This window comes from Enterococcus sp. DIV1758 (assembly GCF_051711985.1).
GTDB classification, from domain to species: domain Bacteria; phylum Bacillota; class Bacilli; order Lactobacillales; family Enterococcaceae; genus Enterococcus; species Enterococcus faecalis.
Genome location: NZ_JBIOOA010000001.1, coordinates 2,465,861 through 2,492,814, shown reverse-complemented (window position 1 = coordinate 2,492,814; position 26,954 = coordinate 2,465,861). Strand labels below are relative to the sequence as shown.

The window sequence follows — 26,954 nt, the reverse complement described above, 5'->3', positions numbered from 1 at the left end:
TCTAGTAGTGTATGTAGGACATTCAGAATGACAGTTGTTCTACATATTAGGTCATTTTGTATTAGCGATTATTTTGTTGTGTTAAAGCTGATTTATCAATGGTTAAATCGATGGTTGCTTTCATTTCTTTAGAACCACGATAATAAGTCACTTCCATTTTGTCGCCAACTTTTTTCTTGTAAAGCGCGCTTTGTAAATCTGTAGTAGAGCTTACGTCTTGGCCGTCAACTTTCGTGATAACATCGTATTTTTCCAATCCAGCTTTTTCAGCAGGGGTCGCTGCTTCAACACCACGAACCACTACGCCAGTTTTTACAGAAGCTGGAATTTTTAAAATTTGTTCTTGTTTTTGTGAAGAGATACCTGTTAAATCAGACATCGTAATCCCAAGAGCTGGCCGTGTCACTTTACCATCTTTTTCTAATTGGTTGATAATGTTGACTACGTCATTACTTGGAATGGCAAAGCCCATCCCTTCAACGCTCACTTGACTAGTTGATTGCACAATTTTTACTGAGTTAATGCCAATGACTTGTCCTTCAATATTGATTAGTGGACCACCAGAGTTTCCTGGATTGATGGCAGCATCGGTTTGAATGGCATTAATATTGATGGTTTCACCAGACTCGTTTTTATTGGTAATATTTCTATTCACAGAAGAGATGATTCCTTGTGTGACAGAGTTAGCATAATCAGAACCTAGAGGGGAACCAATTGCAATAGCAGGCTCACCGACTGTGATTTTACTAGAATTCCCAAACTCAGCGACTTGATCAACTTTGTCGGAAGAAATTTTAATCACGGCTAAATCCGTATAAGCATCGGTTCCGACTAATTCGCCTTTCACTTTGGTACCATCAGACAAAACAACTTCCAATCCTTGTGCTTTATCTACGACGTGGTTATTTGTCACGACATAAGCCGTTTTACCATCTTTCTTATAAATAACCCCACTACCTTCACTGGCTGCTTCTAAATCGTTACCATTGTTGCCGGAAGAGTCTTGAGTACCTTCATTCCCACCGAACAATCCCCCAAAAGGATCATCAGCCGAAGAATTGTTGCTAGCACTTTGCATATTAATGACAGAAACCACAGAATTTTGAACTTTTTTCACGGCTTTTGTGACATCGCTAGAAACATTGTAACTCACATTGCTGACTTTTGTATCACCGTGATTAGTGGACGTCGTCGTCGCCGCATTATTTCCGCCGTTGGGTGTGGGAATAATCCCAGAATAAGCGCCTCCTAGAATAAGGGCGCCACCAAGTAAGCCGCCAGCTAAACCAATCCCAAATTTTTGCAATAAACTTTTTTTATCTGAATTAGGTGTAACATCTTTTCGTTGCATAAAATAACCTCCCAATAAGTGCATCTGAATTTTCTATATTAAGTATATCTGTTTCCTACTCCTTTAGTCTATCGAATAGCTTTGAATTTTTTATGAACAACTTAGGGAAAAATTACAGAAAAAATACGAATGAAAAAGTTATACACAGAAAAATGTGAACAAATCGGGAATAACTCTGTGTACAGTTTTCAGGAAAGTTATCCACAGAATGTGGATAATGTGGACAAATCAGTGGCGAATATGTGTTTGTATTGAAAAAGCTGTTAAATAAAGTAATTTTTTAGTTTCTTCTGTGGATAACTCTGTGTATATGTGTATAAGTATGTGGAAACGTTGTGGAAAGTAGCCAAACTTCGTGCTAAAATAAGAAAGAAGAGAAAACGAGAAAGTAGTGGAATAGGTGAAAATTAAACTAGTAACAGTCGGAAAACTGAAAGAAAAATACCTGATTCAAGGCATTAATGAATATCTAAAACGTTTAAATAGCTATGCCAAGATGGAAATCATTGAAGTCCCAGATGAAAAAGCCCCGGAAAAACTCAGTGACGCTGAAATGCTTCAAGTCAAAGAAAAAGAAGGCCAACGTATTTTGGGAAAAATTAATGACAACGAATACGTCTTTGTTTTAGCCATTAAGGGCAAACAATTATCTAGTGAAGAATTTTCAAAAGAAATTGAACAATTAGGGATTAGTGGCAAAAGTAACCTAACGTTTGTCATTGGTGGCTCCTTAGGTCTCAGTGATTCAGTCCTTCAGCGAAGTAACCAACAAATTTCTTTTGGCCGCTTAACTTATCCACATCAGTTAATGCGTTTGGTATTAGTGGAACAAATTTATCGCGGTTTTCGGATTATGAAAGGGGAACCTTATCATAAGTAGGGGCGGTGTTTAAGAAGCGGAAATTTAGAAAGAAGGAGTCAAAATAGATGTTAGATAAGTTTTCTGCCCCAACACTAAATAAGTTACAAAAAGATAATCAGCATATTTATTATGTATACTGTTTGGTTGATCCAAGAAACAACCAACCTTTTTATATTGGTAAAGGGAAAGATAATCGTGTTTTTGCTCATCGACAAGCTGCGCTAAATTTGTTGCGACAATCAAATTTATTAAAAAACGATGAAACAGCGGGAACATTAAAAATAAAAACGATTCAAGAGATAAATGCATTGGGGATGCAAGTACTAAGCTATATACTTAGTTATGGATTATCTGAAGCTGAGGCTTTTGCAAGTGAAAATGCGTTGATTAATTATGCACGGCTTATTCAAAGGCTACCGTTGACAAACTTAGTAAAAGGGCATGGTTCTAAAGCTATGTTAGTGGAAGACATTGAAGAATGTTTTGGTTTTCAACCTATGTCAATAAGTGAAATAGCAACAGATGAGTTGATTCTAGCGGTGAAAGTAAGAGATGCTTTTCGCCTTAGTAAGGATGAAACGAAAGAGTATCCATTAGATGATACATTACGTGATGTTAATAACTTGAAATCGCGGACCTTGGGTAACTGGGTAATTGGTCGTGATAAAATACACCGTATTCGCTATATTATTGCCGTTAACACTGGAGCGGACAATGCTGTTGTTGCTGCATACAAAGTTTCTTCAAAGTATTCAGAATCAAAAATATTTGAGAATGGATTGACTCGTTATGCATTCCAAGCTTTATCAAGTAGAAAAGACACATTAAAAGAGCTCAATTTGTATAAAAAATGTTTGCCAGGAATTAAGTTTGGTAGCGGTAGTGCTGTTGCGTATATTAATAACTAGAATTTTTATTTAAAAAAGTTATTTTTTAATGAATATATTCAAAATAACAATAACGAAAAAAGCAGACTTCCATACAAGAAGTCTGCTTTTTCATTAATTACTCCGCTTCCGCATTTTGCAAGTCAGCGACATCAGTCAGATAAGTGGCTTCATCCAACAAATCTTCCGAATGTGCAACATAAATCGCAGTGGCGCTATCACCAACCACGTTTAGGCTAGTAACGAGCATTTCGATTGGACGATTAATGGCTAAAATCAATGAATACGTCGCAATCGCAATCTCATTGTTATAGTTTAAACCAGTTAAAATAGTGAAAAGGATAATCCCGCCAGCGCCAGGTGCCGCCGGTGTACCAATGGATGACATTAAAGCTAAAATGGCAATCAAGGCAATATTAGCTGGTGTCACTTCATAACCAGCTACGCCCGCCACAAAAATAGCCGCAATTACTTGCATAATCGCTGTGCCGTTCATATTAATAGTCATTCCTAACGGCAAGACAAAGGCGGCAACATCGCTGTCGACACCTAACTCTTCAACCGTTGTTTTTGTATTTAACGGTAAAGTGGCTGCCGAAGAAGAAGTAGAAAATCCAAAGACCACAACTTTCATAATCTTTTTAATAAAAGGAACAGGATTTAATTTTGTCGCAAATAAGATAAATAATGGGTAACCGATCATCAAAAAGGCTAAGAGCGTCGCTGTCGTTGTTACGACGTAGACTAACGCTGGTTTTAAATAATCAATCCCGTAAGAAGCAAACGTCCGAACTAACAACATAAAGACGGCGATAGGAGCAAATTTAGTAATTACAAAGGTTAAAAATAACGTGACCATCGCATTGACTTCTTCAATTAATTTTTTGAAAACACGAATTTTATCCCCTAATACATTAATACATAAACCAGTAATCACTGCCAACACAACAACGGCTAAAATCGCACCATTGTCGCTAAATGCAGAACCGATATTTTTCGTGACAGCATTGACAATCACCATTAATGGGTTGCCGCTCGTACTTACTTCGACAGGAGCTAGCGTTTCAGATAACGACACATTAAAAGCACCAGTTAAATATACGCTATAGCCCACAATTCCAGCCGTTAATAGAGCAATCAGTGACATCGATAAAAAGCCAAAAATCGTTTTATAGGAAATTCGTCCTAATTTCTGCGTATCGGTAATATGACAAATGGCTAAAGTAATTGAAGTAAAGACCATCGGCACAATCACTAATTGTAGGCCGTTGATAAATAGTTGACCAATAATATAGAAAAGCCCAATCGCAGATTGTCCTTTTTCAGGATCTGAAATATCTTGGAAAAGAATCTGATTGATTGTCTGCCACACAGCGCCTTGATTGCTGCGAATAAGGTGCTCTCTTAAAAATAAAAAGCCGAGCCCAACGATTAATCCTCCCACCAATGAAATCACCATTTTTTTGGTAAATGAGATACCTTTCACTTCACGTTTTTTCTTTTCCACTTTGTTGCCTCCCAAATAAATTGATTAAGCACCGCGCAAAAAAAGCCTTGCACACAAAAAAAGGGCAAGACATCTCGTATCATTCACTATACAAAAATACAGAATTTTACAGAACTTTGCCTTGTTAGCCTCTCGGACTATCTTAAAGGTACTTTTCCACATACTAAGGGAAACTAAGAGAATTGTCAATTCTTTTTTACTTAGGGAAGTGTTATTTTTGAAGAAAGAAAGGAAAGAAACAGACGTTTTTCATTTTTTGTTTAATGATTGTGTTAAAATAATCATTAGTAGAATAAGTGAAAGGAAATATTACCTTTCTATATGATAGGAGAGTATTTTTAATGAGAAGTGATCGACATCATAATAACAAGTATTTAGGAATAGTGATTGGATTATTAATTGTTATTATTGGATTATTAGTATTCATCTTAGTGAATGGGCAAACAAATTTAAAAAGAAAGACGGTAGAAGAAGTAGATGCAACACCATCTTCCTCTACAAAGACCGTTAGCAGTTATTCAAGTACCTCAGTGGTGCAAGAAAGTGAAAGTAGTTCAGAAGTTACTACTATTTCAGATGAAGAAAATGTGGCTGCAGAAGCAGTAAAAAAACTCTCCACTAGCCAACGTGCGGCGCTAGTTATTTTGGGTGCGCCTTCAGGATGGCGGTTTAATGGCTATCCAGCTCAAGAAAATTCGAATCAATCAGTTCAAGAGATTGCTTTGTCCAATATGAATACCATAACGTTAACCAAAGTAAGTAGTAAGTTAAGTGATAACACTAGTGAAAATGATCAAATGTTTTTTGCAACTGGAAAAAATATACAAGGTGTTGGCGGTGTTCCTTCGCAAATCTATGCGTTCGGACGTGATGGGGAAATGATTTACTATTATGTTGTTAAAATGAACCTGGATAATCCATCCGCTCAACCAACAGCGATAAACTTGGGACAAGCTAATATGAATAAAATTTGGAAAAATTTTTTTGATGTGGGTGATTTAAGTAGTATGAATCGAGTGGCGGATCAGATTGTCATAAAGTAATAGGGCGCTGATTTAGAAAAGGAGTTAAAGCGTATGTTTAATCATCATCACCAAAAAAATAAATACTTCTTTGTTGTGATTATACTGCTACTAGTCATTATTGGCTTACTTATTTTTCTTATTGTTACTGGTGGGAAAAATTCTGAAAAACAAACAAAAAGTTCCAGCAAAACAACCCAAACAACAAAAATTAGTAAAGAGAGTTTGAAAACCATACCTCAAACAATGAGTTCACAGCAAAATAGTTCAACAAGATTAAACGAAATGAATTATACGGAGTCAGAGAAGCGAGCAATAACTAATGAATTTCTGCTCTGGGCTAGTAAACGAGCAGAAATTGGTGGAATGGCTGTTACCACTAGATTTTTTGATCATGGAGCTAGTGGTAAAGGTGATTGGTATGCATTAACACCAGATCGGCAAGCTATTTTAGTTCAGCGGCAAGATTCATCTAGACAAAATAGCTACTCTATTCAAGCCTTGGGTGGGGTAACATTTTATACTTCGAAAGATGGCACCTTGGGCCAGTCTGATAAAGTAATGACTTCGGCTTTAGCAGCAGGCTATAATGAAGTTGCTGATTTAGGAAAACCAATTATAAAATATTTACTTGGTGATGATGGTGAAATTTATGAATATCACAGTAGTGGTTCTTTTACAGATGGTTTTTATGAGATGGATGATAAAGGCAATCGGCAAGAAAATGGAAGGCCTATTCAAACATTTACCCTTTCCGCAGATACCGCAGCCAAAAAAGAACTACAACGGATTCTTTTGCAGTATAATAGAAAATAGAAACGAAAGAACAGGCACCAACACAAAGGAGGTATTTTTATGAAAGTCACTCAACTTTCTAGTGAAACCCTTGACCGAGCGCATGAACGTTTTGAAGAAACACTTGCGCAAATGACCGTTGCCGAAGCAAACACGATGCCCGCACCATTAATCAAGTCTGTTACTTGGCTGATGTGGCACACAGCCAGAGAATTAGACCTACAAATTTCCGCACTTAATCATAGTGAACCGTTATGGCTTAGCCAACACTGGACAGAAAAATTTGCCTTGGATTTGCCAGATGAAACAGAAGACTGGCATCACACACCAGAGGAAGCGGCGAAAGTCGTGGTGGCAGAAAAGCAATTGCTTAGTGACTATTTGGCTGCCAGTGTGGCACTTACCAAAAGCTATTTAGACCAAATCAAAGAAGAACAATTGTCAGACGTGATTGATAAAAATTGGACCCCGCCGGTGACTAGACAAGTGCGTTTAGTTTCAGCGATTGATGATGCAGTGATGCATTCTGGGCAAGCCGTTTATACACGAAGATTAGTCATTGGAAAATGATAAATAAGCAAAAACAAAAATGCTTCTGCTTAAGCAGGAGCATTTTTTATTGAAAGAAAAAATACATAAAAATAATGAACGAAGGACTGTCCACTTTTTCCCTAGTTGAAACGTTGTATAAGTGAAAGGAGAAATCAGATGAAAAAGGAGGCAAATTTTGACGAAGTACTATTTTCTTTGGGGCAAGAAGTCATCCAAGTCTTGATTCGCCGAGGAGCAAGTCTTGAAGATGCACAAGATGCAGTGTCGCAAACATATACAACGATTTTTTCAATATTACCTGAAATTACATCAGAAAATCTACGCCCGTGGTTTTTCCGAGTAACATTTAATTACTACATTACGATGTATCGAAAAAAGAAACGAGAACGCACTTTTGTGGCAAACAGCCATCCTGTACAATCAATAGAAAAAATGGAAGGGCAAGAGTTATTATTATTGATCGATTCCTTAAAAGATGAGGAACAAGAACTATTACTTTTGAAATATTATTATCAATTATCGTATGCCGAGATTGCGTTGATTTTAGAATTATCTGTTGAAAATGTTCGCAAAAAATTGTATCGCACACGTCAAAAATTAAAAAAAGAACTGGAGGAATAGAAGTGGATTTAAAAAAAAGTATTCGTAAAGCGAAAAGAAAACAATTTATCGTGATTGGTGCCATAACCGTTGTTAGTTTTGCTGTATTGTTTGTCGGTTTTTTTGTGGGAATGGATAAACTTTCGACGAAAAACTATCATACCCTACTAGAAGTAATTAATGATCAAGAAATGATTGCTTCACCAAACACTCAATTAGATTCCCAAGTAATTGCTAATAGTTCGCCTTTTGGGGGCGAAGTTGTGACCAATCGTTCAAAAAATATTGATGGTTACACGGTGGAGTGGAGTAATTTACGTAGCAGATATAGCTTTTTCAGAAATTCGATTGACTGGAATGAAGTCTATCCTGGTAGCTATTATTCTTCTAAGAATTTTTATGAATACAACCGACAAACCAAGCAGAAAGTAGCATCTTTTTATAACCCAGCGATTACCAATTACTATGGTGGTATCAAAAACGAATTAAGTGAATTAGATAAAATGGAAAACCAAGTAGCGGAAGTGGCGATTTCTTTTGATAAACCTTATCCATATGAAGAAGTCCGCAAAATGTTACCGAGCAATGTCAACTTAGTTTGGCTCTATGTATACTCCGAAACGGTTAATGAAAAAGAAGGTCCTTCTGGTACGCTGCCTTATGGTTTTCAATTAAGCATGGACGATCACAACGAAATATTTGATCCTGAAAACGACAAGCAACACTTTTTTGAAACCTTAGAAAAATCCCCGTTGTTTGCTGACAACCAAGAAGGCCAAAAGTTTATCCAACAAAATAAAAATAAAAAAGTCGAAAAATTACCTATTTGGGGAGTCATGCTCACCGGACAAACCAAAAATTTCAAAGCCTTACAAAATGAACCTTTTGTTCGTGGTGCTTCAATTGGCGTGACCGTACCTATCGTTCCTTATATTCAGCCAGAGAAATAAACGTTCTTCAGAACTCTAAGCCTTCCGACTGATTTTGCTTCAACGATATTGTCAGTAAAAATAGAAAACGTTATAATAGAATGGATCACAGGAAGTGCTTCTACAATGCGTGGGAGCACTTTTTTTACTTATCTATGAGGAGGGCAAGTGAATGTTTTTTAATTTTATTGGGTTAACGTTATTTTTTGGTATCGGGATCTTAGTTGCGAATGGCGCCAACATTGTAGCGAATAAAGGGAAAAAGAGTAAAGGGACTATTCTATTAATGGTGATGGAACTGCTCTTGTTAGGTATCTTTTTATTTGTGACTTTGCCAAGTAAAAATCTTTCAACCGTGTTGTGGATTAATTTGATTGGCGCAGTGATTGCTAGTGGGGTGTTATTAAGTACACGCTTAGCTAGTAAAGTCGAAGTTCCTGGTATCCAAAAGGGCCGCAAAGAAGTAGGCAAGAATACCAACAAAACGGCTAACAAAGACTGGTCTGGCAAAATTTTGGGTGTTGCCGTTTTGGCAATGATTTTGTTGACCATTGTCAGTAGTATTACCAGAATCTCTTCTATTGATGAAATTTATCAAACGATTCCTTTAAAAACGGAAGAAAAAGCTGAAGTTTTAACTTCGGCGAAAGAAACACCCATTGCGATTGCACCACAAACGGCGAAACGAAAAATGTTACAGAAATTTTCTGTCATTCCCAATTCCAATATGTTTACTTTGGATGGTATAACGGCACAAGTTGTCAATGGCGAGTATGTTTATGTAGCAACAGTCGAATTTAATGGCTTCTTTAAATGGCTAAAACTGGGGGAAGTACCTGGCTATTTCATCATTAGTGCGACAGATATCAACGCACAGCCAGAATTTGTAGAAAAACCAATTGTTTATACTCCTTCAGCTTACTTTGGCAAAGATGCCGCACGAAAAATTTATTCCGCTTATCCAGGTTATGCAGCAACTGGCACAATCAATTTAGAGCTGGATGACCAAGGGAATCCTTACTATATTCAAACGCTTTACAAAGAGTATGGGGTTTCTGGTCGCATGCACTATAATGAATTTAAAACGGCAGTATTGAATGCTACAACAGGAGAAGTTAACGTTTATGACAGTCAAAAAGCCCCAAGTTTCGTTGATGCGCCGATTACTAGCTCAGCGGCGAATAGCTTAAATGAATTCTTTGGTCGTTACAGTCAAGGCTGGTGGAACCAGACAATGTTTGGTGCCAAAAAAGATGTTAAAATTCCAACTGAAAATGGTATTTATGCATCAGGACAAATTACGCCGATGATGAACAAGGAAGGGAACCAGTTGCTTTATTTTACGGACTTTACAAGTAGTGAAAAAGACCAAGATTCCGCTTTAGGTTACTCCTTAATCAATGCCCGAACAGGTCAAGTTACGTATTATCGTGATACTAAAGTCGGCATTATGGATAGTGATGGCGCCATTTCTATCGCCTCAAAAATTTATCCAGAAAAGAAATGGAAAGCTAGTATGCCAGTCCTTTATAACATTGATGGCGTGCCAACGTGGATTGTTTCGTTAATGGACAGTAAAGGGATTTTCAAAAAATATGTCTATATAAACGCCGTAGATAATGATATTGTGATTGATGCAGACACGGCACAAGGCGCATTAGACGCTTATCGAATTGAGTTAGTAACCAAAGGAAGTAACAATGAAAATACAGACAAAGCCAACTTGAAAACGATGCAAGGTAAAGTAGCTCGTGTCTCAGTAGTAGCTGGGGAAGCGCAAACGGTAGTTTCATTTTTACTAGAAGATGAAAAAACCATTTTTAGCGTAACGACTAATAACAGTCCGCTGGCGCTATTCTTAAAAGAGGGCGACCAAGTGACATTTAAAGCCGTAGTGACTGAAAATGCTAAAGCAGCGAATGTTGAAGAATTGAAAATTGAAGGATTAAACTAAATAAAACACCTCTTTTCTATGGAAAAGAGGTGTTTTATTCTTGGAAAAGAAGAAAAATCCACCTATTTCTGCTATGATAAGAGAGAAAAAGAATACGAAGGAGCTTCGCCCATGCGCAACATAAAATTAACCATTGAATATGATGGTAAAAGATACTCAGGTTGGCAACGACTAGGCAATTCAGAGAAAACGATTCAAGGGAAAATTGAAAGTATTTTAACACAAATGACAGGTGAACCGATTGAAATTATTGGCTCAGGCAGAACAGATGCCGGCACACATGCACGTGGTCAAGTAGCGAATTTTAAAACGACTAGTTCACTAACAACAACCGAAATGTTATCCTTTTTAAATCGATATTTACCTGGCGATATTGTTGTTAAAGAAGTTACAGAAATGCCTGAACGTTTTCATGCACGGTATAACGCCACAGGTAAACAATACAGCTACTATGTTTGGAATAGCCCAATTCCTAATGCCTTTGAACGGTATCATAGTTTTCACTTTCCCAAAGCGTTGGATCAAGAAAAAATGGAACAAGCTTGCCAAAAATTAATAGGGACCCATGATTTTATTGGTTTTTCAGCATTGAAAAAAACCAAAAAATCGACTACTCGAACGATTGAAAAGATTACGATTGAAAGAAACGGCGAAATGTTACAGTTCACTTTTGTGGGCAATGGTTTCTTGCATAAAATGGTCCGCATCCTCGTTGGGACACTTTTAGAAATTGGTGCAGGCACCAAAGAATTAGCGATAATTGACGAATTATTTGCAACAAAAGTCCGAGAAGGCGCAGGTGAAACGGCTCCGGCACAAGGGTTGTTTTTAGATGAAGTGTATTATAAATAACAAAAAAATAAATTTTCTTTAACCACACCAATTAAAAAGTTGAACTTTTTTTGAAAAGTGCTAACGTTAAGAAGAGATTAACAATAGAAAGAGGTCATTTTGTTGCTATCTTTACTTATTTCTGTCAAAAAATTATTTTCATCTTTTTTAGGTATCTTAAAAAAAGAAGACACTCGTGCCTTGTTCTTTTTACTGGCAACCACGTTGTTGAGTGGGACTATTTTTTATTCAACAGTGGAAAAATTGTCGCCATTAGATTCGTTATATTTAAGTTTCATGACGTTAACCACGATTGGTTATGGAGATGTGCATCCAGTTACTGACTTGGGAAAAATTTTCACCATGGTTTATGCTACAGTAGGCTTGGGGATTATGGCTATGTTTATTTCGGTCGTAGCAAAATCCTACCTGTATTCTAAACAAAGTCATCACCACCATCACCATAAAAACAAAGAACATTCAGCGGAAAAGTCTTCAGAAAAATAGACGAAATTGAGGAGTTGACCAAGTGTTTCTCGAAAAATGAAAGTTTTTTGAGAAACACTCTTTTTTTATCTTAATAATTATGGTAGTATGTCCCAAACTGTATTTTATTTTAAAGGAGCGTGAAGTGAATGGTCAAAGCGATTCGGAAATTATCGTTAATTCAAAAAATCATGATAGGGATTGTGATTGGAACCACCTTGGGTTTCTTGGTGCCGGAATGGACCTTCATCAGCGTTCTTGGTGAATTGTTTGTGGGCGCCTTAAAAGCAATTGCGCCGATTTTAGTTTTTGTCTTAATTATTGCGTCGCTAGCCCAACAAAAGGCTGGGGCGAAAACATATGTTGGATCAATTTTAGTTGTGTATCTGTTAGCGACATTTTTGGCAGCTGTTGTTGCCGTGACAGCAAGCTATCTGTTTCCCGTTAAGATTGTCTTGGAGGCGGCGCAGGAATCGCAAGCAGCCCCAACGCAACTTAGTGATGTTTTAAGTAATGTGTTAACAAGCGTTGTTCAAAATCCGATTCAAGCGATGATTGAAGGCAATTATTTATCTGTTTTATTTTGGTCCTCATTAATCGGCATTGGGTTACGTCAAAGTTCGGTCGCTACCAAGGATGTGATTGCCAATCTTTCAACAGGGATTACCACGGTCGTTCAAATGATTATCGGCATTGCGCCAATTGGGATTCTGGGATTGGTGTTTCATTCGGTGGCAACCACAGGCATTGCAGGGTTAGCCAAGTATGGCCAGTTATTATTATTGTTAATTGGTACGATGGCCGTGGTTGCTTTAGTCGTTTATCCAGCGATTGTTTTTTGGAATATTCGGCAAAATCCGTATCCGTTAGTCTTTTTTGTATTAAAGGAAAGTGCGATTCCCGCATTCTTTACACGCAGTTCTGCGGCCAATATTCCCATTAATATGGAATTGGCGAAAGCAATGGATTTAAATGAAGAATCTTATGCGGTCTCTATTCCGCTAGGCGCAACGATTAATATGGGTGGCGCAGCCATTACGATTACTATTATGACATTGGCGGCAGTCCACACATTAGGCATGTCCGTACCAATCTATTTAGCCTTATTGTTGAGCATCATCGCCGCTGTTTCTGCTTGTGGGGCTTCAGGAATTGCTGGTGGCTCCTTGTTGTTAATTCCGCTTGCATGTAGTTTGTTTGGCATTTCCAATGACATTGCCATGCAAGTCGTCGGCGTTGGCTTTATCGTCGGCGTAGTCCAAGATTCCATTGAAACAGCGTTGAACTCTTCTAGTGACTTGTTGTTTACCACCTCAGTTGAGTTAGCAGACCGACGTAAAAATGGTGAAATCATTGATGTTAAAGCGTTAATTGGCAAAAGTCAATTGGTGGTCGAACAAGAAAATATTTAAAAGAAAGGAACAACCCGCTAAAATGTGGGTTGTTCTTTTCTTTAATAATCTCGGCCCCATTTTTTTCAGGGGCCACTGAAATTATCGACCATTTTGTGAAGAAAATCCTCTCTATAATAAAGGTATCAAGTAAATAGGAGGTACACGAAATGAAATGGTATCAACTTTCCTCAACAAAAGTAATCGAGCAGACTAAGACGAAGCAAACGGGTCTTTCTAGCGAAGAACGTCAGCAACGTTTACAAACGAATGGTCCAAATAAAATTGAAGAAAAACAACAACTGAAAACGTGGCAAAAGCTAGCCAAACATTTTACAGATTTACTAATGGTGGTCTTACTCGCTGCCGCAATTCTAAAATTTGCCACAGGCGAAGTGGTCGAAGGAAGTATCATTTTTCTAGTGGTACTTGTCAATGGCTTTGTCGGTTATTGGCAAGAGCGTAAAGCAGAAGAATCATTAGACGGCCTGAAACAGATGATGGGCCAAGAGGCAGTCGTTCTAATTGATGGACAAAAAACAACCGTTTCTTCTGAAACATTGGTTCTGGGAGATGTAGTCACGTTACAAGCTGGCGATGTAGTCCCAGCAGATTTGCGCTTATTTGATGTTCATAATCTGATGATTGAAGAATCAATTTTGACAGGCGAATCAGAAGCCGTGGAGAAAATTACCGGTTCCTTGAATGAAGAATTGCCAACAGGCGATCAAAAGAATTTGGCTTTTTCAGGAACACTTGTCCAAGCGGGCTCAGCCTTAGGCGTTGTAGTAGAAACAGGAGATTCCACTGAAGTTGGAAAAATTAATCACGCGTTGCAGTCAGTAGATCAAAAAACAACGCCGCTCGTACGGAAAATGCACCAATTAAACAAGCAAATTTTCCAAGGGATTATGGTCTTGATCTTGTTTCTGATTTTCTTTACCACTTTTCGTCATGGCATGGAATGGAGCCTCTTATTTTCTGCGATGATTGCATTAATTGTAGCAATGATTCCAGAAGGCTTACCTGCTGTGTTAACGATGATTTTATCGATGGGTGTTCATGAGATGGCTAGAGAAAATGCGATTATTAAAGGCATGCCTTCCGTTGAAACATTAGGTTCAATGACAGTTATCTGTTCAGACAAAACAGGAACGCTAACTAAAAATGAAATGACGGTAATGGATGTAGTGACTGAAGAAATGGCCATTGTCAAAGAGATTATGGCCAACTGCCAAGAATTGAAATTACAAGACCAACAAAAAATCGCCGACTTGCAAGGGAATCCTACCGAGTTAGCTTTACTACAATATGTTGATCAGGATCAACTGTCTTTACGCCCTGTAGAAAAGAAAATTCCGTTTAGTTCAAGTTATAAATACATGGCCACTCGCCATCCGCAAGCAGAAGGTTCAATTATTTATGTCAAAGGTGCGCCAGAAGTATTGTTACAACTTTCTACGTTATCTGATAATCAAAAAGGTGCTTGGCAAGCACAAGCTGCGCAATTAGCGCAAAAAGGACAACGGGTATTAGGTTTCGCTTATAAGACAGTTACGTCACAACAGGAACTGACACATGAAACATTGTCAGGATTGACGTTTGCTGGACTGGCAGGCATCATCGATCCGCCAAAAGAAAGTGCCATTCAAGCCGTCAAAGAATCTCAAGAAGCAGGTATTTCCGTCAAAATGATTACCGGAGACCATAAAGATACAGCGCAAGCCATTGGCGAGCAAGTTGGTTTAAAGCATACGAAAAAAGTCCTTGAAGGATTAGAAATTGATGCTATGTCAGATGAAGAATTAGCCCAGCACGTTCAAAAAGTCGATGTATTTGCACGAACGACGCCAGAACATAAATTACGAATTGTCACGGCGTTACAAAACAATAGTGAAATTGTCGGGATGACCGGCGATGGCGTGAACGATGCGCCAGCACTAAAGAAAGCCGATGTCGGAATTGCCATGGGAATTAAAGGAAGTGAAGTAACCAAACAAGCCGCAGATATGGTTTTGGCAGATGATAATTTCCATACGATTGCTAAAGCCGTGAAAGAAGGACGCCGCATTTTTGATAACTTGAAAAAGACGATTACCTTCTTCTTGCCAACCTCTTTAGCACAAGGTTTAATTGTTGTCTGGGCGCTTTTAATGAATCATCCTCTACCGTTGACACCTGTCCAGATATTATGGGTAAACATGGTAACTACGATTACTTTGTCTTATGCATTAGGTTTTGAAAAAGCGAGTGCTGATACTATGAAACGACCACCAAGAGATGTCAACGAAGGCATTTTAACAAAGTACAGTATTTTTAGAATCATCTATGTGTCGGTACTCATTATGGTACCAGGTTACCTCATGGCGTTACAATTTGAGGGCCAAGCCTTACAGCAAACGTTCCTCTTACAAAGTATCGTCTTAGCGCAAGCAGCGTATATGATCAACTGTCGTAAGTTGGTTGATCCGTCGTTAAGCACAGGATTTTTCCAAAATAAAGTGTTGTTTGCTTCATTAGGAATCCTCTTTTTACTACAAGCGCTAGTAGTTTACTGGCCAGTAGCGCAGCAATTAATTGGCACAACTTCTTTAAATGGCCTTCAATTAGCAATGATTTTCGTCCATGTTGTGAGTCTGTTTTTCCTTGTTGAAGGGGAAAAATATATAACCAAACGATTCATGACGAAAGAAAGCCAAAAAACTAGCGAATGTCCTCGCTAGTTCCTTTAAAAATAAGAATGAAGAGTGAGCTCTGCTAGTCGGCGGAGTTCATTTTTTGTTGGAATTAAAGAGAGATAAAAGACAGGAAGATCAAGATGATCCAAGGGGAAATTGGAAATAATTATGTCGGCTTCATTTAACGTCAACTGGCTTAGTTCCACATATTCAATAGCTTGTAATTTCACACGAGTACCTAAATAAGCAGCTAATTCTTGTTGTAAAAAAGCTTTCCAAGCAGGTTCCCCTTGAAAGAGGAAATAGGCAGTCATCGTTTGCGCCTGAATGGAATAACTGGCTTGTTTTTCTAACAAAGAAGCCAAACTAAGAAAATAAGTTGGTTCTTCAATCGTGGTGTAGCGAGATAAAATCTCCAAAAGTTCTTGGTTGCTCTTTGATAACGCAAGGTCCTCTGCGGCTTGTTCGGTCATTAATTCTTGATATTCCAATTGAAATTGCTCAGAAAGTGTTGGGGACTCGGTATATTTAATGAATAACAATAACAGATTATCCAATAAATTTGTTTGGATTAAATCAGGCCGGGCTTCTTCAGTGGACAAATTAGTGACAAACTGCTGTAACGACTTTCGCAGCTGACTGTAATGAGTGTGGAGCGCAGAAGCCAACGTTTCGCCATAGACATTATCGTAATTCCAGCTTTCTAAGAAACAAAAGAAGGCAAAAAAACTTTCTTCTCCTTGCAAATAGATGCCTTCAGAAGCATAAAGTTTTGCTAAGGACGGTTGATAAAGTTGAAACAAGACATCTTTTGAGTCAAAAGAAAATTGACTCACTCGGCAATTGGCTTTGTTGCGAATCGTGTTAATGAAAAACCAACAAGCACCAAAAATTTCTTCCGTTTCCACCGTCAACTCACTACTGTAAACTTGTTTCAAAAATTGAAAATAATGCTCCTCATGAATCGAATAATCGTCAAAAAAATAATTATTATGAGTAAAAGGCACCAACAAACGATGATAAAAAATCCGAATATTGCTTTCTGCCCCGATTAGCTGAATGGTCGTCGTGGTTAGTTGAATCGTTAAATGAAAATCACGTAAGGCCTGATTCATTTTTTTGATATGTCGCTTCAAAGTTTCATAAGAAACACCACTAGTGCTCAAAAAAGAAGTTGTCACTAACTCTTTCGTAAATAGTAGTTCTTTTAATAGCTGAATACTAATGGATTGAGGTAAAAATAATGACCAAAGCTCATTGGTTTGCGCATTCCCCTGATTGCGTAACCGAATACCACTGCTATCGGTTTCAATGGACCAGTCGGCTGGTAATTGACTGCGAATATATTGTAAATCCGAAAAAACGGTTCGCTCTGTCGTCTGGATTTGCGTGGCTAAACGCTTGGCTGTCAGCTGAGGAACATTTAATAACTGTTCCAACAAACGAATTTGCCGAAGCAAATCTTTTTCCGTTATCACACGTTTTAACATGGAGTACATGGCAAAACCTCCTTTTGCTTAAGAATACGGATAAAAAGGGGATTGGTCAATTAAAAAAAGAAGCGAATTACGATTCGCTTCTTTTTATTCACTATACAAAAATATCAAATGTATACAAAACGGCTGACAATAAAATAGTTACAACAGCCATTCCTGATACAAAGCCGACAGCATCAGGAACAAACGGAGGTAATCGTTTAGCAATATAGTTACCGACAGGGGCCGCACTGATTCCTGCTAAAACGGCGATGGTCAGGGAAAGCCAAAAACCACCACCCATCATTAAAATCACACCAGGAACAATGCTGACCAGTGGCATAAACGTTGGATACCAACCTTCTTCAGCGAAATGTTTTCGATAAAGAAAAACACCAACAGCCGAAGCAATCATTTGTCCCATTAAAATGTCAGGAACCAAGCCAGAACCATTTGTAATATGATTAATATTGACAAACCAATCTGTTAAAACGCCTAGAATTACCAAACCTCCAACTAACTCATTTCCATAAAACCAAGCTTCGGAGAAGTCAGCAAAAGTGCGTCGTATTGACCATTGAAAGGTTTGCGTATTTTCAATTTTAGGTTGTTTTTGCCGCTTCTGAGCGATTGGTGCAACAGAAGGAACCATCCAAGGAAGTTGATGACAGATGGCTGAAACAATCCAGCCAACAAAAGCCATTGTGGTAACGTTGGAAACTGTACCAGGCACATTTAAAAGAGGCATCAATTGCGCATTCAGCCAATTGGCAAACGGAAAAGTGAAAAGCGCACTCAACAGAGAAATCGTTCCTAATTTTTTCCAGCCAGGACCGTAAACGAGTGTTAAAGCTGGCGGCGTGCCGACCACTACAATAAACGTTGGTAACCACAACACTTCTTTTGTAAAAAAGCGTGTAAAATCAAAAACATAAATAGTTAAAAAGAGGGAAAGTAGCTGAGAAGCAAGTACCCAAGGCCAAGCACCAGAACCACCAGCAATTGCAAATCCCTGCCATTTTGAATTTTTTCGATAAAGTTGCCAAGCAATCAGACCGCCGATTAGTAAGAAAAGCGTTGTAAAAAGTCCACCGTAAAATTCTCCTTCCGTGAAGTTCATAACAAAATAGATAAATTTGTAAAATCCCTGCTGATTCACTTTGGTAACTACGTCATTGTAAGGAAAAAAGTTAGACACATGTCGAAAGCCATTCATGATCCAATACAGGAACATTCCCAAAAAAATTTTTACAACAAGAGCTAAAACGGCTTCGTAATTGATCGATTTATTTTTCATATGATCGCTCCAAAAAAAATGACATTTTACTAAGTTTTTGAAATTAGTTTATTTTAGATACTAAAGCTTTTAGTGCCTCGTTAAAGACATTTGCTGGCGGATTAGTCAATCCAGCGCCAATCATACCAATCCCCGGTTCTTTATGAGCAATAGCAGTATTAATGACAGGCAGCATCCCTGTTTCTAAGACTTTTAAGACATCGATGCCTGAAGGAATCCCCATAAAATCTAAAACAGGAATCGTGACATTGGGATTTTCTTTCGTAGTAATTTCCAGCATTTCTTTTGAATAATTCAATGCTTCTGCCACTGTTCCGCCAACTAATGGGACAATTGCTGGTGCAGCTGCCATGGCAAATCCGCCAACACCATACGTTTCTGTAATAGCACTATCGCCCATATCCAAACCAGCATCTTCTTGTGTGTAACCAGCAAACATCGGACCAATCACCCGTTGGGCAGGCCCCGTAAACCAGTGATTTCCACCAATCCCACTGACACGAATTCCAAATTCGACCCCGTTTCGACACATGGTGGTGACAATTGTACTATTCTTCACATTATGCCCAGCATCTAACGCACATTTAGCGGCGCCCATCCAAGTCGGACCAGAAAAATAGTCAGAACTGCCAAGAAATTCAAATACTTCTTTTAATTGTTCACGAGAAAAATCAGTTTGAACCATGTAAGGTGTTAATGCTTGGACTAACAACGTACTTCCGGCTACATTGCGATTATGGCACTCATCGCCCATATGCAAGGCTTGCGAAAGCATTAAGCGTAAATCAATGCCTTCTGGACAAAAAGTCATGGCATCATGAAGTAATGGACCTAAAACATCGCGCATCCAAATCAGGCGATCCACGACGGATTGATCATTTGCACCAAATCGTAAAACTTTCGCCAATTGTTCACTTAAATTAGTAAAAGCTGTGTTGCCGTACGTTTCATTTTTGATAATATGAACGTACATATTCGGAGAAGTCACGCCAGCCATAGAACCAACAGCATCATGTTCATGACAAGGAGAAAACGTAATCGCGCCAGAACGAGCAACCCGATCGGCATCAGCTAGATCTTTTGCTAATCCTTCAAAAACAAGCGCTCCTTGAACGGCACCTTTCATCGGTCCGCACATATTTTCATAAGTAATGGCTGGTCCAGCATGTAAAATGGTCGTTTCAGTCATATTGGGCATGACATTAATTGCTTTATCAAATCCCACTAAAATAGGTTTTGATTGAATAATGCGGGTAACCGCTTCTTCGTTGGCTTGTTGGATTTTTTCATAAAGTGTTGGATTTTTTAATTGATCCAATAATTTCAATAGCTCTGGGTCACCATTGGCTGGCGGTGCCCAATTTACTTGATGTGAAGGAATCCCTTGTTTTTTCATATCTTCATGAATAAAGTCAATGCCTACATTGATCGTATCTAAAGGCTGTTTAAAAAGATCATTTCTGCTCATGTTCGTTCGCTCCTTTTACAAAAGTTTTGGTGGCTTCGCAAAGTTGATGACTGCTGTCGACAACGAGAACCTCTAAATCTTCTAAAATTTTCCGCTGTTCATGAATATCTTGTGGATCTTCTTCGGTCCCTAAAACATAGCCAATAATGGCTAGCTCACGACCATCTGATTTCGCTATTGCTTTGGCTTCCTTTAACGCCTCCGCTAACACGCCAACAGGATTTTCGTGAGAACCATAACCTAATTCAAAATCTAACGCTAAAACTGCCACTTCAGGATCTTTGGCTTCTTGAAGAATGCGAGTAATCCGAGAAGTCGGATCGATCATTGGATGTGGGCGGCCTTCTGTGAAACGATCATCACCGAAATCAATCAATGTATGTGCTTGGCTGTGGTCAGGATTTGCTAATTGCCGTTCAGGAATTTTATGAATATTACTATAAACATCATCAGAGACTTCTGTTAAAGCATATAAAAGTTCATCACAAAGAGTGCCACCACAGAACAACCCACGAACAAATTTTTGAGAAGGGGCTTGTTGCTGTTGGATGGTTGTTAACGTTGCGCCTGTCGGATTTTGATAGAGGCTGGTTTCCGCTTCCTGTGTTTGACTAAATTGAATCACCTTTTGAACTGCATCCAGAGAAGAAGTAGCAAAAGTGACGTTGTCTATTTTTCGTTCCGTTTGTTCACTGCCGATAAAATAAATAACAACTGGTTTAGTTGAAACAGCTAATTTTTTTAAAATTTTCTCTATTACTTCTGGAGCAGGCGGTTTAGAAATAAGCAAAATTGCCTTAGTTTGTTCGTCAACCATTAAAGCATCCAGCCCGTCAAGCATCATCAGCCCACCAATTTCAGCAGACAAATCACGGCCACCAGTACCAATTAATTGTGAAATCCCATAACCATATTTATGGATTTGGACACTAACTTCTTGGCTACCTGTACCAGAAGCGCCGACAATTCCAATATCTCCTGAACGTACCTCGTTAGCAAAACATAACCCAACGCCATTAATAATCGCTGTTCCACAATCAGGGCCCATCACAAACAGTTCTTTTTCGTGTGCTTTTTGTTTTAACGCTAATTCCTCGTCAACCGTCACGTTATCACTAAAGAGCATGACATGTTTTTGCTGATCTAAAGCTTTATGCGCTTCTCGTGCAGCAAATTTTCCATTGACAGAAATTACAACTAAGTTGGCATCAGGCTCTTCATGAAGGGCTGAATCTAACGTCTTATAGGTTACTTCAGAAGAAGCAGTTTTCTTTTTCTTCGTAAATAACTCGTCGACTTGCTGTAAAATTTCTTCTGAGTTCGCTTGGTCATCAAGATCTAAAACAATTAATAAATCACCTGTTGTAACATGCTCCAAGGCGGGTGTATATAACCCAACATTCCGAATCACTTCAAGATTCATGTCGGTTCCCATCCCAATCATTGCGGTTTTAACTCCAGCCAGTTCATTGGCTCGTGTTGAAATGGTCATTAAAGTAACTGAATCAAAATAGGCGTTCTCTTTAATTACTGTTTGAATTGTCATGATTATTCTCCTCACAAAATAGTTTTAAACCAAAAATAATGCCGCAAAGTATGTCGCTTCCTGAAGTTGAGCCCACCTCCTCTAAAGCTGAAACTGCTTGAGCCATTTCGTTTGTATTTCCGCTTTCAATTGATAAAAAAACACGCTGAACTAGCTGAGAAAACCGTTCGTTCACTGCTTCATGGATTTCCGCATAACTGACCGCATTCGTTCGTTCCTTGGCTAGCACAGCCAGCTGTTGGAAATTCGAGGGAAGCTGCTGTAATGCAGAAAAACTAGCAAGTAATCCTGTGATAAAATCATCGCCAGTGGGGGTTAAACCAATCCCCAATCCCAAAATCTTCGTTAAACAATCAAGAGCTATTTTAATAGATTTTTGCGCCCAAGCCTGTTGAAAATGAACCATTTCTTTTTGAATCTGGGTCCGACTATAAGAATCAAAAAGAAAGGTTGACGACGAAGCAGGAAAAAGCGCTTGCCAAGGATTGAAACGAGTTTGCTGAATATACGTTAAAAAAATAGCTATCTTTGTTTTACTGGGTGTTAAATAAAGTGGCGTTGGTTGCCAAATTTGGGCATCGGCTAGGGTTAATTGTCGTCGGCCTAACCGGATAAACAGGGGCTCAATTTGGACAGGTAAATCAGCGAAATGGCTAAGTTTTTTTTCATCGAGTATAATCGTGTTAGGTGCTATATGTTCGGGATGCGTTGAAATGGTCAAGAGAATTTCTTGGGTGTCTACATGACCATAATTAATAGCGTGCGTAAAACATTGCAAACTAGTCAATGTTTGATGAGGGAGTTTCGATAAAATCGTTTGGTCATAAGCTAAAATTTTTGTCATTCCAACGACCTCCTTTTTAATAGCGCTTTCACGACTTTATAATAAAAGAATCCAGCACGCTAAACAATTGCTAAAACTGACATTGATTTACAAGTTTGAATGGACAATTTGTACATTGGGAGGATAAATGATGTTAAAAGTGAGTGATTTATTAACGTTAGAAGAATTACCTGGCATTACCTTAGTGGCAGGACATAAAAATCAGGACCAACCGATTTTAAAAGTCAATATTTTAGAAAATCCTGATATTTTAGATTGGCTAACAGCAGGTGAGCTGCTGTTAACGACAGGGTACATATTTAAAGATGATCGGAAATTACAGAAAAATTTTTTGAAAGAACTAGCCAAACACCATTGTGCTGCCTTGGGATTTAAAACCCAACGTTATTTTGAAGAAGTTCCACCAGACCTAATCAAATTAGCAGATGAAATGAACGTTCCTATTTTAGCAATTCCTTACAATTACACCTTTTCGCAAATTGCTGACGTGTTGAAAAGTCGTGTCACGTTAGAACAATTTGACATGAATGCGCAAGAAACCGCATTGCATAATAAAATTTATCAAATCTTAGAAACGGGAAGTAGCAGTTTTCATTTGCTGCAGGATCTAGCAGAAACTATTCAAAATCCTGTCTTGTTATTGAATGACCACTTTGAAGGAGTTAATTTTTTTGACTTGCCTAAAAATCCAATTCGTATTTCTAGCATTTTAGAAGATAGACAAGAAACCTCAGAGTTCCAAAAACAATTACTTGAACAAAGTCATCCATTACTACGCTTTTATCAAGAACCGATTCATTTACAGTTGAAACTCTAGAACCAAGTGGTGCCAATTGAAATTTATCCAATTAAAAAGAAAAATGTTATTTTATATTATTTACTCGTCTGGAACACCTTGGCCCCATTACGACCAGTCGACGTGGCTCATTTTAAAATCACAGCTCATTACTTACTTTTACAATTGCAATTGGAATACTCACGGAAATTTGAAGAATACCAACAACGAAACGAATTATTTTTTAAGCTGATTGCGTATGAAAAGAGGGATCAAGCTGTTTTCCAACAATTTCAACAGTATTATCGCTTGGCAATAGATAAGCCCTATGCGATTTTGCTAATTTCATTAACCTTAAATGAACGCCAAAGGCAAGAAAAAATGTCTATTTTAGGTAACCAGTTAAACCAAGTTATCTTAGGGGATAAACAAAAAATTGTTTGTATTGAAATTGATAGTTCCTTTATTTTATTAGTTGAAGATCCACCTGAAAAAGAAGGCGATTATCTGAAAATGATGCAACGCCTAGCAAAAAGCAGCATAAATCAGTTAATGAAAGTACAAGAAGATGTGGAACTTTTCCTAACAATAGGACCTAAGATTCAAGGTCTGACCCAGATTCATGAATCTTATCAACAAGCGATTGACATTTTAGCCTTTCAACGTCAATTCGTTGCAGAAGAACCTGAAATGAGGATTGCTTCCTACGCGAATTTTCATTTTAGACAGACACTACAACGTTATTTTTTAGAAGAAGGACAAGCAACCCTCAGAAAAAAATATCTTCAACCATTGCAGAAAAGTGATCAACAGCAACATACCGACTTTGTCCATACACTGAATGTCTATTTTCAATCAAAACGAAACTTGTCTCAAACAGCCAAAAAGCTCTTTATTCATCGTAATACTTTGTTACAACGATTGGAGAAAATTGAACAGCTAGTGCTGTTGGATTTTGATAAAGAAGTGGACTTGTTGGCGCTGGAAGTGGCGTTGTTTTTGGGAACTTAAGAAGCAATATAAGTGGCGGTTTTTAATTTAATGGAATATATATAGCTAAAAGAAACGATTATACAAGAAGGATAATTTAATCAATAAAAAATTGGGGTAATTCATTACACTTACACTGTTCCCAATCGTCTCTATACACTATCTGTTTTATATATCATCAAAAATTACATCATGATATAATAAATAATTTTAACAAAATACACCCTAGAAAGAAGCCCAAAAATGAACCTAACCCATCAAGACTTCAATCTATTCAACCGAGAAATCTTCACATTCAAACAACTCAAAGAACAACAAACACCAGCAGAAATCGATGCCTTAAAGCAAACCTACAAGCAACATTGGGAAAAGTGGAAAGCCTTAAACCTCGCCATCGCCCAAAGTTTACCAGCTGAACTCGGCATCACTAAGCCGAAAATTGAAAGCTGGACCAACGGCTGGAATTTACGCAGTCATTTCTGGGCTGCATATCGCAGTGAGCAACGCCAAGCGGAAAATGCTTGTCTGGCGTTGTTATTAAATAAAAAGCAATTTCAAGTATATTTGATGTTTCAACATTACAAAAGTGAGGAGCGGGCAGGCTCAGTCGTCGCTTACAATCAATTGCTCAATCGTTTTGAAGCTTGGAGTCAAACCATCGACTGCGAAGGCTACTATATTTGGCCGCAGGAAGAGCATGAACTAGTGGACCATTTGCCTTTAAAAGATTATTTAGCAGATGAAAAACAACGGAAAATTCTAGAAGAGCGGATAGGCAATCACTCTTTTCAGATTGGTAAGTTGTGGTTTGCGACAGAAAAGCTTGAAACGATTGAAGAAAAAAGTTGTCAGGCGCTTCAAGAATTAGCGCCTCTGTACGTGGCATTACATGAAGAAAAAAACTTCTTTGATTGATTTATTGATCAGAGAAGTTTTTTGAGTTACAGCTATCAACAATTAACTCATTAATAATGGAGAGAAGACGAAAAAATTGCGATTTCCTTCACAAAACACCTTATTATCTTTCCGAAAATATGATATCTTTAGAATGGAAATTTCATGAAAAGAGGATGCGAATGTTTAAAAAGTACACACAAATGATAAGGGATGAATTTAAAGGGTATAATCAAAAAAAATTGAAAAAAGATTTCTTGGCAGGTTTGACTGTCGCAGCCGTCGCGTTGCCGTTAGCGTTAGCGTTTGGGGTCTCTAGCGGCGCCACTGCAGCAGCTGGCATGATCACGGCGATTATCGCTGGAATTGTGATTGGGAGCCTTTCGGGTGGGTTTTATCAAATTTCAGGACCAACAGGTGCGATGGCAGCTATTTTAATGTCAATTGCGGCAGTGCATGGCATGCAAGGGATTTTGTTGGCCACCTTTTTGGCGGGAATTTTCTTGCTTTTGGCAGGGATTTTGCGTTTAGGGAGCTTGACTTCTTTTATTCCGTCACCGGTCATTACCGGGTTTACTTCAGGAATTGCTATTATTATTGCGTTGGGGCAGCTTGATAATTTCTTTGGGGTTCGTTCAGAAGGACACAATTTAATTGAGAAAATCAGCAGTTATCGTTCATTGGGCTTTGATTTAAGTATACCAACGACGGTTATGTCGATTTTAGTGGTACTTGGATTAGTGTTCTTTCCGAAAAAGTGGAATGCGATGATACCAGCTTCATTGGTGATGATTATTTTAGCTACGTTAGCAACAGTGGTTTTTCAACTGCCAGTGGCCACTGTAGGGAAAATTCCGACAAGTATTTTTAGTGATACACGTTTGGAACTTGGTTCGCTTCAATTAAGTGCGTTTCAGGATATTTTGGTGCCTTCGATTAGCATTGCTATGTTAGGTATGATTGAAAGTTTGCTTTGTGGCGCTTCGGCTGGTCGCATGACAGGGAAACCATTAGACAGTAATCAGGAACTAGTGGCACAAGGAATTGGCAACTTAATTTTGCCATTTTTCGGTGGCGTTCCTGCGACAGCAGCGATTGCCCGCACGAGCGTAGTGATTAAATCTGGTGCGCAAACACGTTTAGCGGGTATTTTTCATGCGGTCTTTTTATTGTTATCGATGTTGCTTTTATCGCCAGTCATGTCTAAAATTCCCATGCCTGCGTTAGCTGGTGTTTTAGTGGTGACAGCGTGGCGAATGAATGAATGGTCGGTGATTAAAGAATTCTTCCAGAAACGTTTCCACACAGCCTTGTGTTTATTCTTCTTAACGATGGTAGCGACCGTTATTTTTGACTTGAGTTTAGCGATTGTTTTAGGGGTCTTAGCGGGTTGTCTGTTTTTCATTGCGAAAAGTGCCGTGATTACGATTAATGTCGAGGAAGTTGATTGGTCAAGAATGGGGCTAGTACCGACCGATTGTACGGAAAATTGGGTGGTGGTTTATTTGAGTGGCCCGTTATTTTTCATGTCTTCTGAACGATTGAAACAAACGTTACTACAATTGGAAACAAAAAGTGGTGTAGTATTTTCAATGCGAGGAGTTCCTAGCATTGATAGTACGGCGTTAGATATTTTAGAAGAATTTTGTCTTGCAGCAGAAGGTCGTGGACAACAAGTTCAATTTGCCGCTCTGCAACCAGAAGTTGAAAAAATGATTCGAACCATTCAAGGAAATCAAGAGAAGGAATACCATTTCTCAGTCGCAGAATTTTTACAAACGGTGCATGTTGCAGAACAATAAGTCATTTTCAAATGAAAT

21 protein-coding genes and 1 pseudogene are annotated in these 26,954 nt (G+C 38.4%); 15 read left to right on the top strand and 7 right to left on the bottom strand.

Features of this window, described 5'->3' with window-relative positions; all coding sequences use genetic code 11:
• Positions 1 to 61 precede the first annotated feature (61 nt).
• The gene (locus IGJ52_RS12120; protein ID WP_002416060.1) at positions 62 to 1,351 is read right to left on the bottom strand and encodes a S1C family serine protease; all 1,290 of its coding nucleotides are present in this window, start codon (positions 1,349 to 1,351) and stop codon (positions 62 to 64) included.
• A gap of 400 nt (positions 1,352 to 1,751) precedes the next feature.
• Between IGJ52_RS12120 and rlmH the strand changes: the two genes are divergently transcribed.
• On the top strand, positions 1,752 to 2,231 hold the full coding sequence (gene rlmH / locus IGJ52_RS12115; protein WP_002383290.1) for a 23S rRNA (pseudouridine(1915)-N(3))-methyltransferase RlmH: 480 nt from the start codon (positions 1,752 to 1,754) through the stop codon (positions 2,229 to 2,231).
• A gap of 47 nt (positions 2,232 to 2,278) precedes the next feature.
• Positions 2,279 to 3,121, top strand: a complete 843-nt coding sequence (locus IGJ52_RS12110) for an LEM-3-like GIY-YIG domain-containing protein (protein WP_002381116.1) — start codon at positions 2,279 to 2,281, stop codon at positions 3,119 to 3,121.
• 97 nt (positions 3,122 to 3,218) lie between these two features.
• On the opposite strand, the gene IGJ52_RS12105 is transcribed toward IGJ52_RS12110, so the two are convergent.
• Positions 3,219 to 4,622, bottom strand: coding sequence for a dicarboxylate/amino acid:cation symporter (locus tag IGJ52_RS12105; protein ID WP_002383291.1), 1,404 nt, complete (start codon positions 4,620 to 4,622; stop codon positions 3,219 to 3,221).
• A gap of 326 nt (positions 4,623 to 4,948) precedes the next feature.
• On the opposite strand from IGJ52_RS12105, the gene IGJ52_RS12100 reads away from it, so the two are divergent.
• From IGJ52_RS12100 to IGJ52_RS12055, 10 genes are all read left to right on the top strand, one after another.
• A complete protein-coding gene (locus tag IGJ52_RS12100) occupies positions 4,949 to 5,650 on the top strand; it encodes a hypothetical protein (protein WP_438792137.1) in 702 nt (233 codons plus the stop codon).
• Positions 5,651 to 5,683: 33 nt separating this feature from the next.
• A complete protein-coding gene (locus tag IGJ52_RS12095; RefSeq protein WP_438792136.1) occupies positions 5,684 to 6,445 on the top strand; it encodes a hypothetical protein in 762 nt (253 codons plus the stop codon).
• A 39-nt stretch (positions 6,446 to 6,484) separates the two neighbouring features.
• Positions 6,485 to 6,994: a DinB family glutathione transferase gene (gene gst / locus IGJ52_RS12090; protein WP_002361063.1), complete on the top strand. Its 510-nt coding sequence runs from the start codon at positions 6,485 to 6,487 to the stop codon at positions 6,992 to 6,994.
• 138 nt (positions 6,995 to 7,132) lie between these two features.
• Positions 7,133 to 7,597: an RNA polymerase sigma factor gene (locus IGJ52_RS12085; RefSeq protein ID WP_002383292.1), complete on the top strand. Its 465-nt coding sequence runs from the start codon at positions 7,133 to 7,135 to the stop codon at positions 7,595 to 7,597.
• A 2-nt stretch (positions 7,598 to 7,599) separates the two neighbouring features.
• Positions 7,600 to 8,526: an anti-sigma factor gene (locus IGJ52_RS12080; protein WP_033600620.1), complete on the top strand. Its 927-nt coding sequence runs from the start codon at positions 7,600 to 7,602 to the stop codon at positions 8,524 to 8,526.
• 151 nt (positions 8,527 to 8,677) lie between these two features.
• The gene (locus IGJ52_RS12075; protein ID WP_438792135.1) at positions 8,678 to 10,459 is read left to right on the top strand and encodes a DNA-binding protein; all 1,782 of its coding nucleotides are present in this window, start codon (positions 8,678 to 8,680) and stop codon (positions 10,457 to 10,459) included.
• A gap of 111 nt (positions 10,460 to 10,570) precedes the next feature.
• Complete coding sequence (truA, locus tag IGJ52_RS12070; protein ID WP_002355033.1) at positions 10,571 to 11,311, top strand: tRNA pseudouridine(38-40) synthase TruA; 741 nt, start codon at positions 10,571 to 10,573, stop codon at positions 11,309 to 11,311.
• A gap of 102 nt (positions 11,312 to 11,413) precedes the next feature.
• A complete protein-coding gene (locus IGJ52_RS12065) occupies positions 11,414 to 11,797 on the top strand; it encodes a potassium channel family protein (protein WP_002355036.1) in 384 nt (127 codons plus the stop codon).
• Positions 11,798 to 11,925: 128 nt separating this feature from the next.
• Positions 11,926 to 13,188 (top strand): serine/threonine transporter SstT, encoded by a 1,263-nt coding sequence (sstT, locus tag IGJ52_RS12060; RefSeq protein WP_002383297.1) that lies wholly within the window; start codon positions 11,926 to 11,928, stop codon positions 13,186 to 13,188.
• Between the two features lie 149 nt (positions 13,189 to 13,337).
• Positions 13,338 to 15,890: a cation-transporting P-type ATPase gene (locus tag IGJ52_RS12055; protein ID WP_010816807.1), complete on the top strand. Its 2,553-nt coding sequence runs from the start codon at positions 13,338 to 13,340 to the stop codon at positions 15,888 to 15,890.
• Positions 15,891 to 15,895: 5 nt separating this feature from the next.
• Here the strand turns inward: IGJ52_RS12055 and IGJ52_RS12050 are convergent, their stop codons facing one another.
• From IGJ52_RS12050 to IGJ52_RS12030, 5 genes are all read right to left on the bottom strand, one after another.
• Positions 15,896 to 17,335, bottom strand: a complete 1,440-nt coding sequence (locus IGJ52_RS12050) for a helix-turn-helix domain-containing protein (RefSeq protein ID WP_002396642.1) — start codon at positions 17,333 to 17,335, stop codon at positions 15,896 to 15,898.
• Between the two features lie 100 nt (positions 17,336 to 17,435).
• Positions 17,436 to 18,617: a hypothetical protein gene (locus IGJ52_RS12045; protein WP_002383300.1), complete on the bottom strand. Its 1,182-nt coding sequence runs from the start codon at positions 18,615 to 18,617 to the stop codon at positions 17,436 to 17,438.
• Positions 18,618 to 18,660: 43 nt separating this feature from the next.
• Positions 18,661 to 20,085 carry an oxamate carbamoyltransferase subunit AllG family protein gene (locus IGJ52_RS12040; RefSeq protein ID WP_438792134.1) on the bottom strand — a complete coding sequence of 475 codons (1,425 nt, stop codon included), beginning with the start codon at positions 20,083 to 20,085 and terminating at the stop codon, positions 18,661 to 18,663.
• The gene (gene fdrA / locus IGJ52_RS12035) at positions 20,072 to 21,631 is read right to left on the bottom strand and encodes an acyl-CoA synthetase FdrA (protein ID WP_002419569.1); all 1,560 of its coding nucleotides are present in this window, start codon (positions 21,629 to 21,631) and stop codon (positions 20,072 to 20,074) included. Before fdrA ends, IGJ52_RS12040 begins: the two co-directional genes overlap by 14 nt.
• Complete coding sequence (locus IGJ52_RS12030) at positions 21,609 to 22,475, bottom strand: DUF2877 domain-containing protein (protein ID WP_279259422.1); 867 nt, start codon at positions 22,473 to 22,475, stop codon at positions 21,609 to 21,611. Before IGJ52_RS12030 ends, fdrA begins: the two co-directional genes overlap by 23 nt.
• Positions 22,476 to 22,602: 127 nt before the next feature.
• Between IGJ52_RS12030 and IGJ52_RS12025 the strand changes: the two are divergent.
• The 3 genes and pseudogenes from IGJ52_RS12025 to IGJ52_RS12015 all read left to right on the top strand — a co-directional run bounded on the left by IGJ52_RS12025 (position 22,603) and on the right by IGJ52_RS12015 (position 26,936).
• Positions 22,603 to 24,261: pseudogene (locus tag IGJ52_RS12025) on the top strand (PucR family transcriptional regulator).
• A 222-nt stretch (positions 24,262 to 24,483) separates the two neighbouring features.
• Positions 24,484 to 25,155 carry a glucose-6-phosphate 1-dehydrogenase family protein gene (locus tag IGJ52_RS12020; RefSeq protein WP_438792133.1) on the top strand — a complete coding sequence of 224 codons (672 nt, stop codon included), beginning with the start codon at positions 24,484 to 24,486 and terminating at the stop codon, positions 25,153 to 25,155.
• Between the two features lie 119 nt (positions 25,156 to 25,274).
• Positions 25,275 to 26,936, top strand: coding sequence for a SulP family inorganic anion transporter (locus IGJ52_RS12015; RefSeq protein ID WP_002396652.1), 1,662 nt, complete (start codon positions 25,275 to 25,277; stop codon positions 26,934 to 26,936).
• The last annotated feature ends 18 nt before the right edge of the window (positions 26,937 to 26,954 follow it).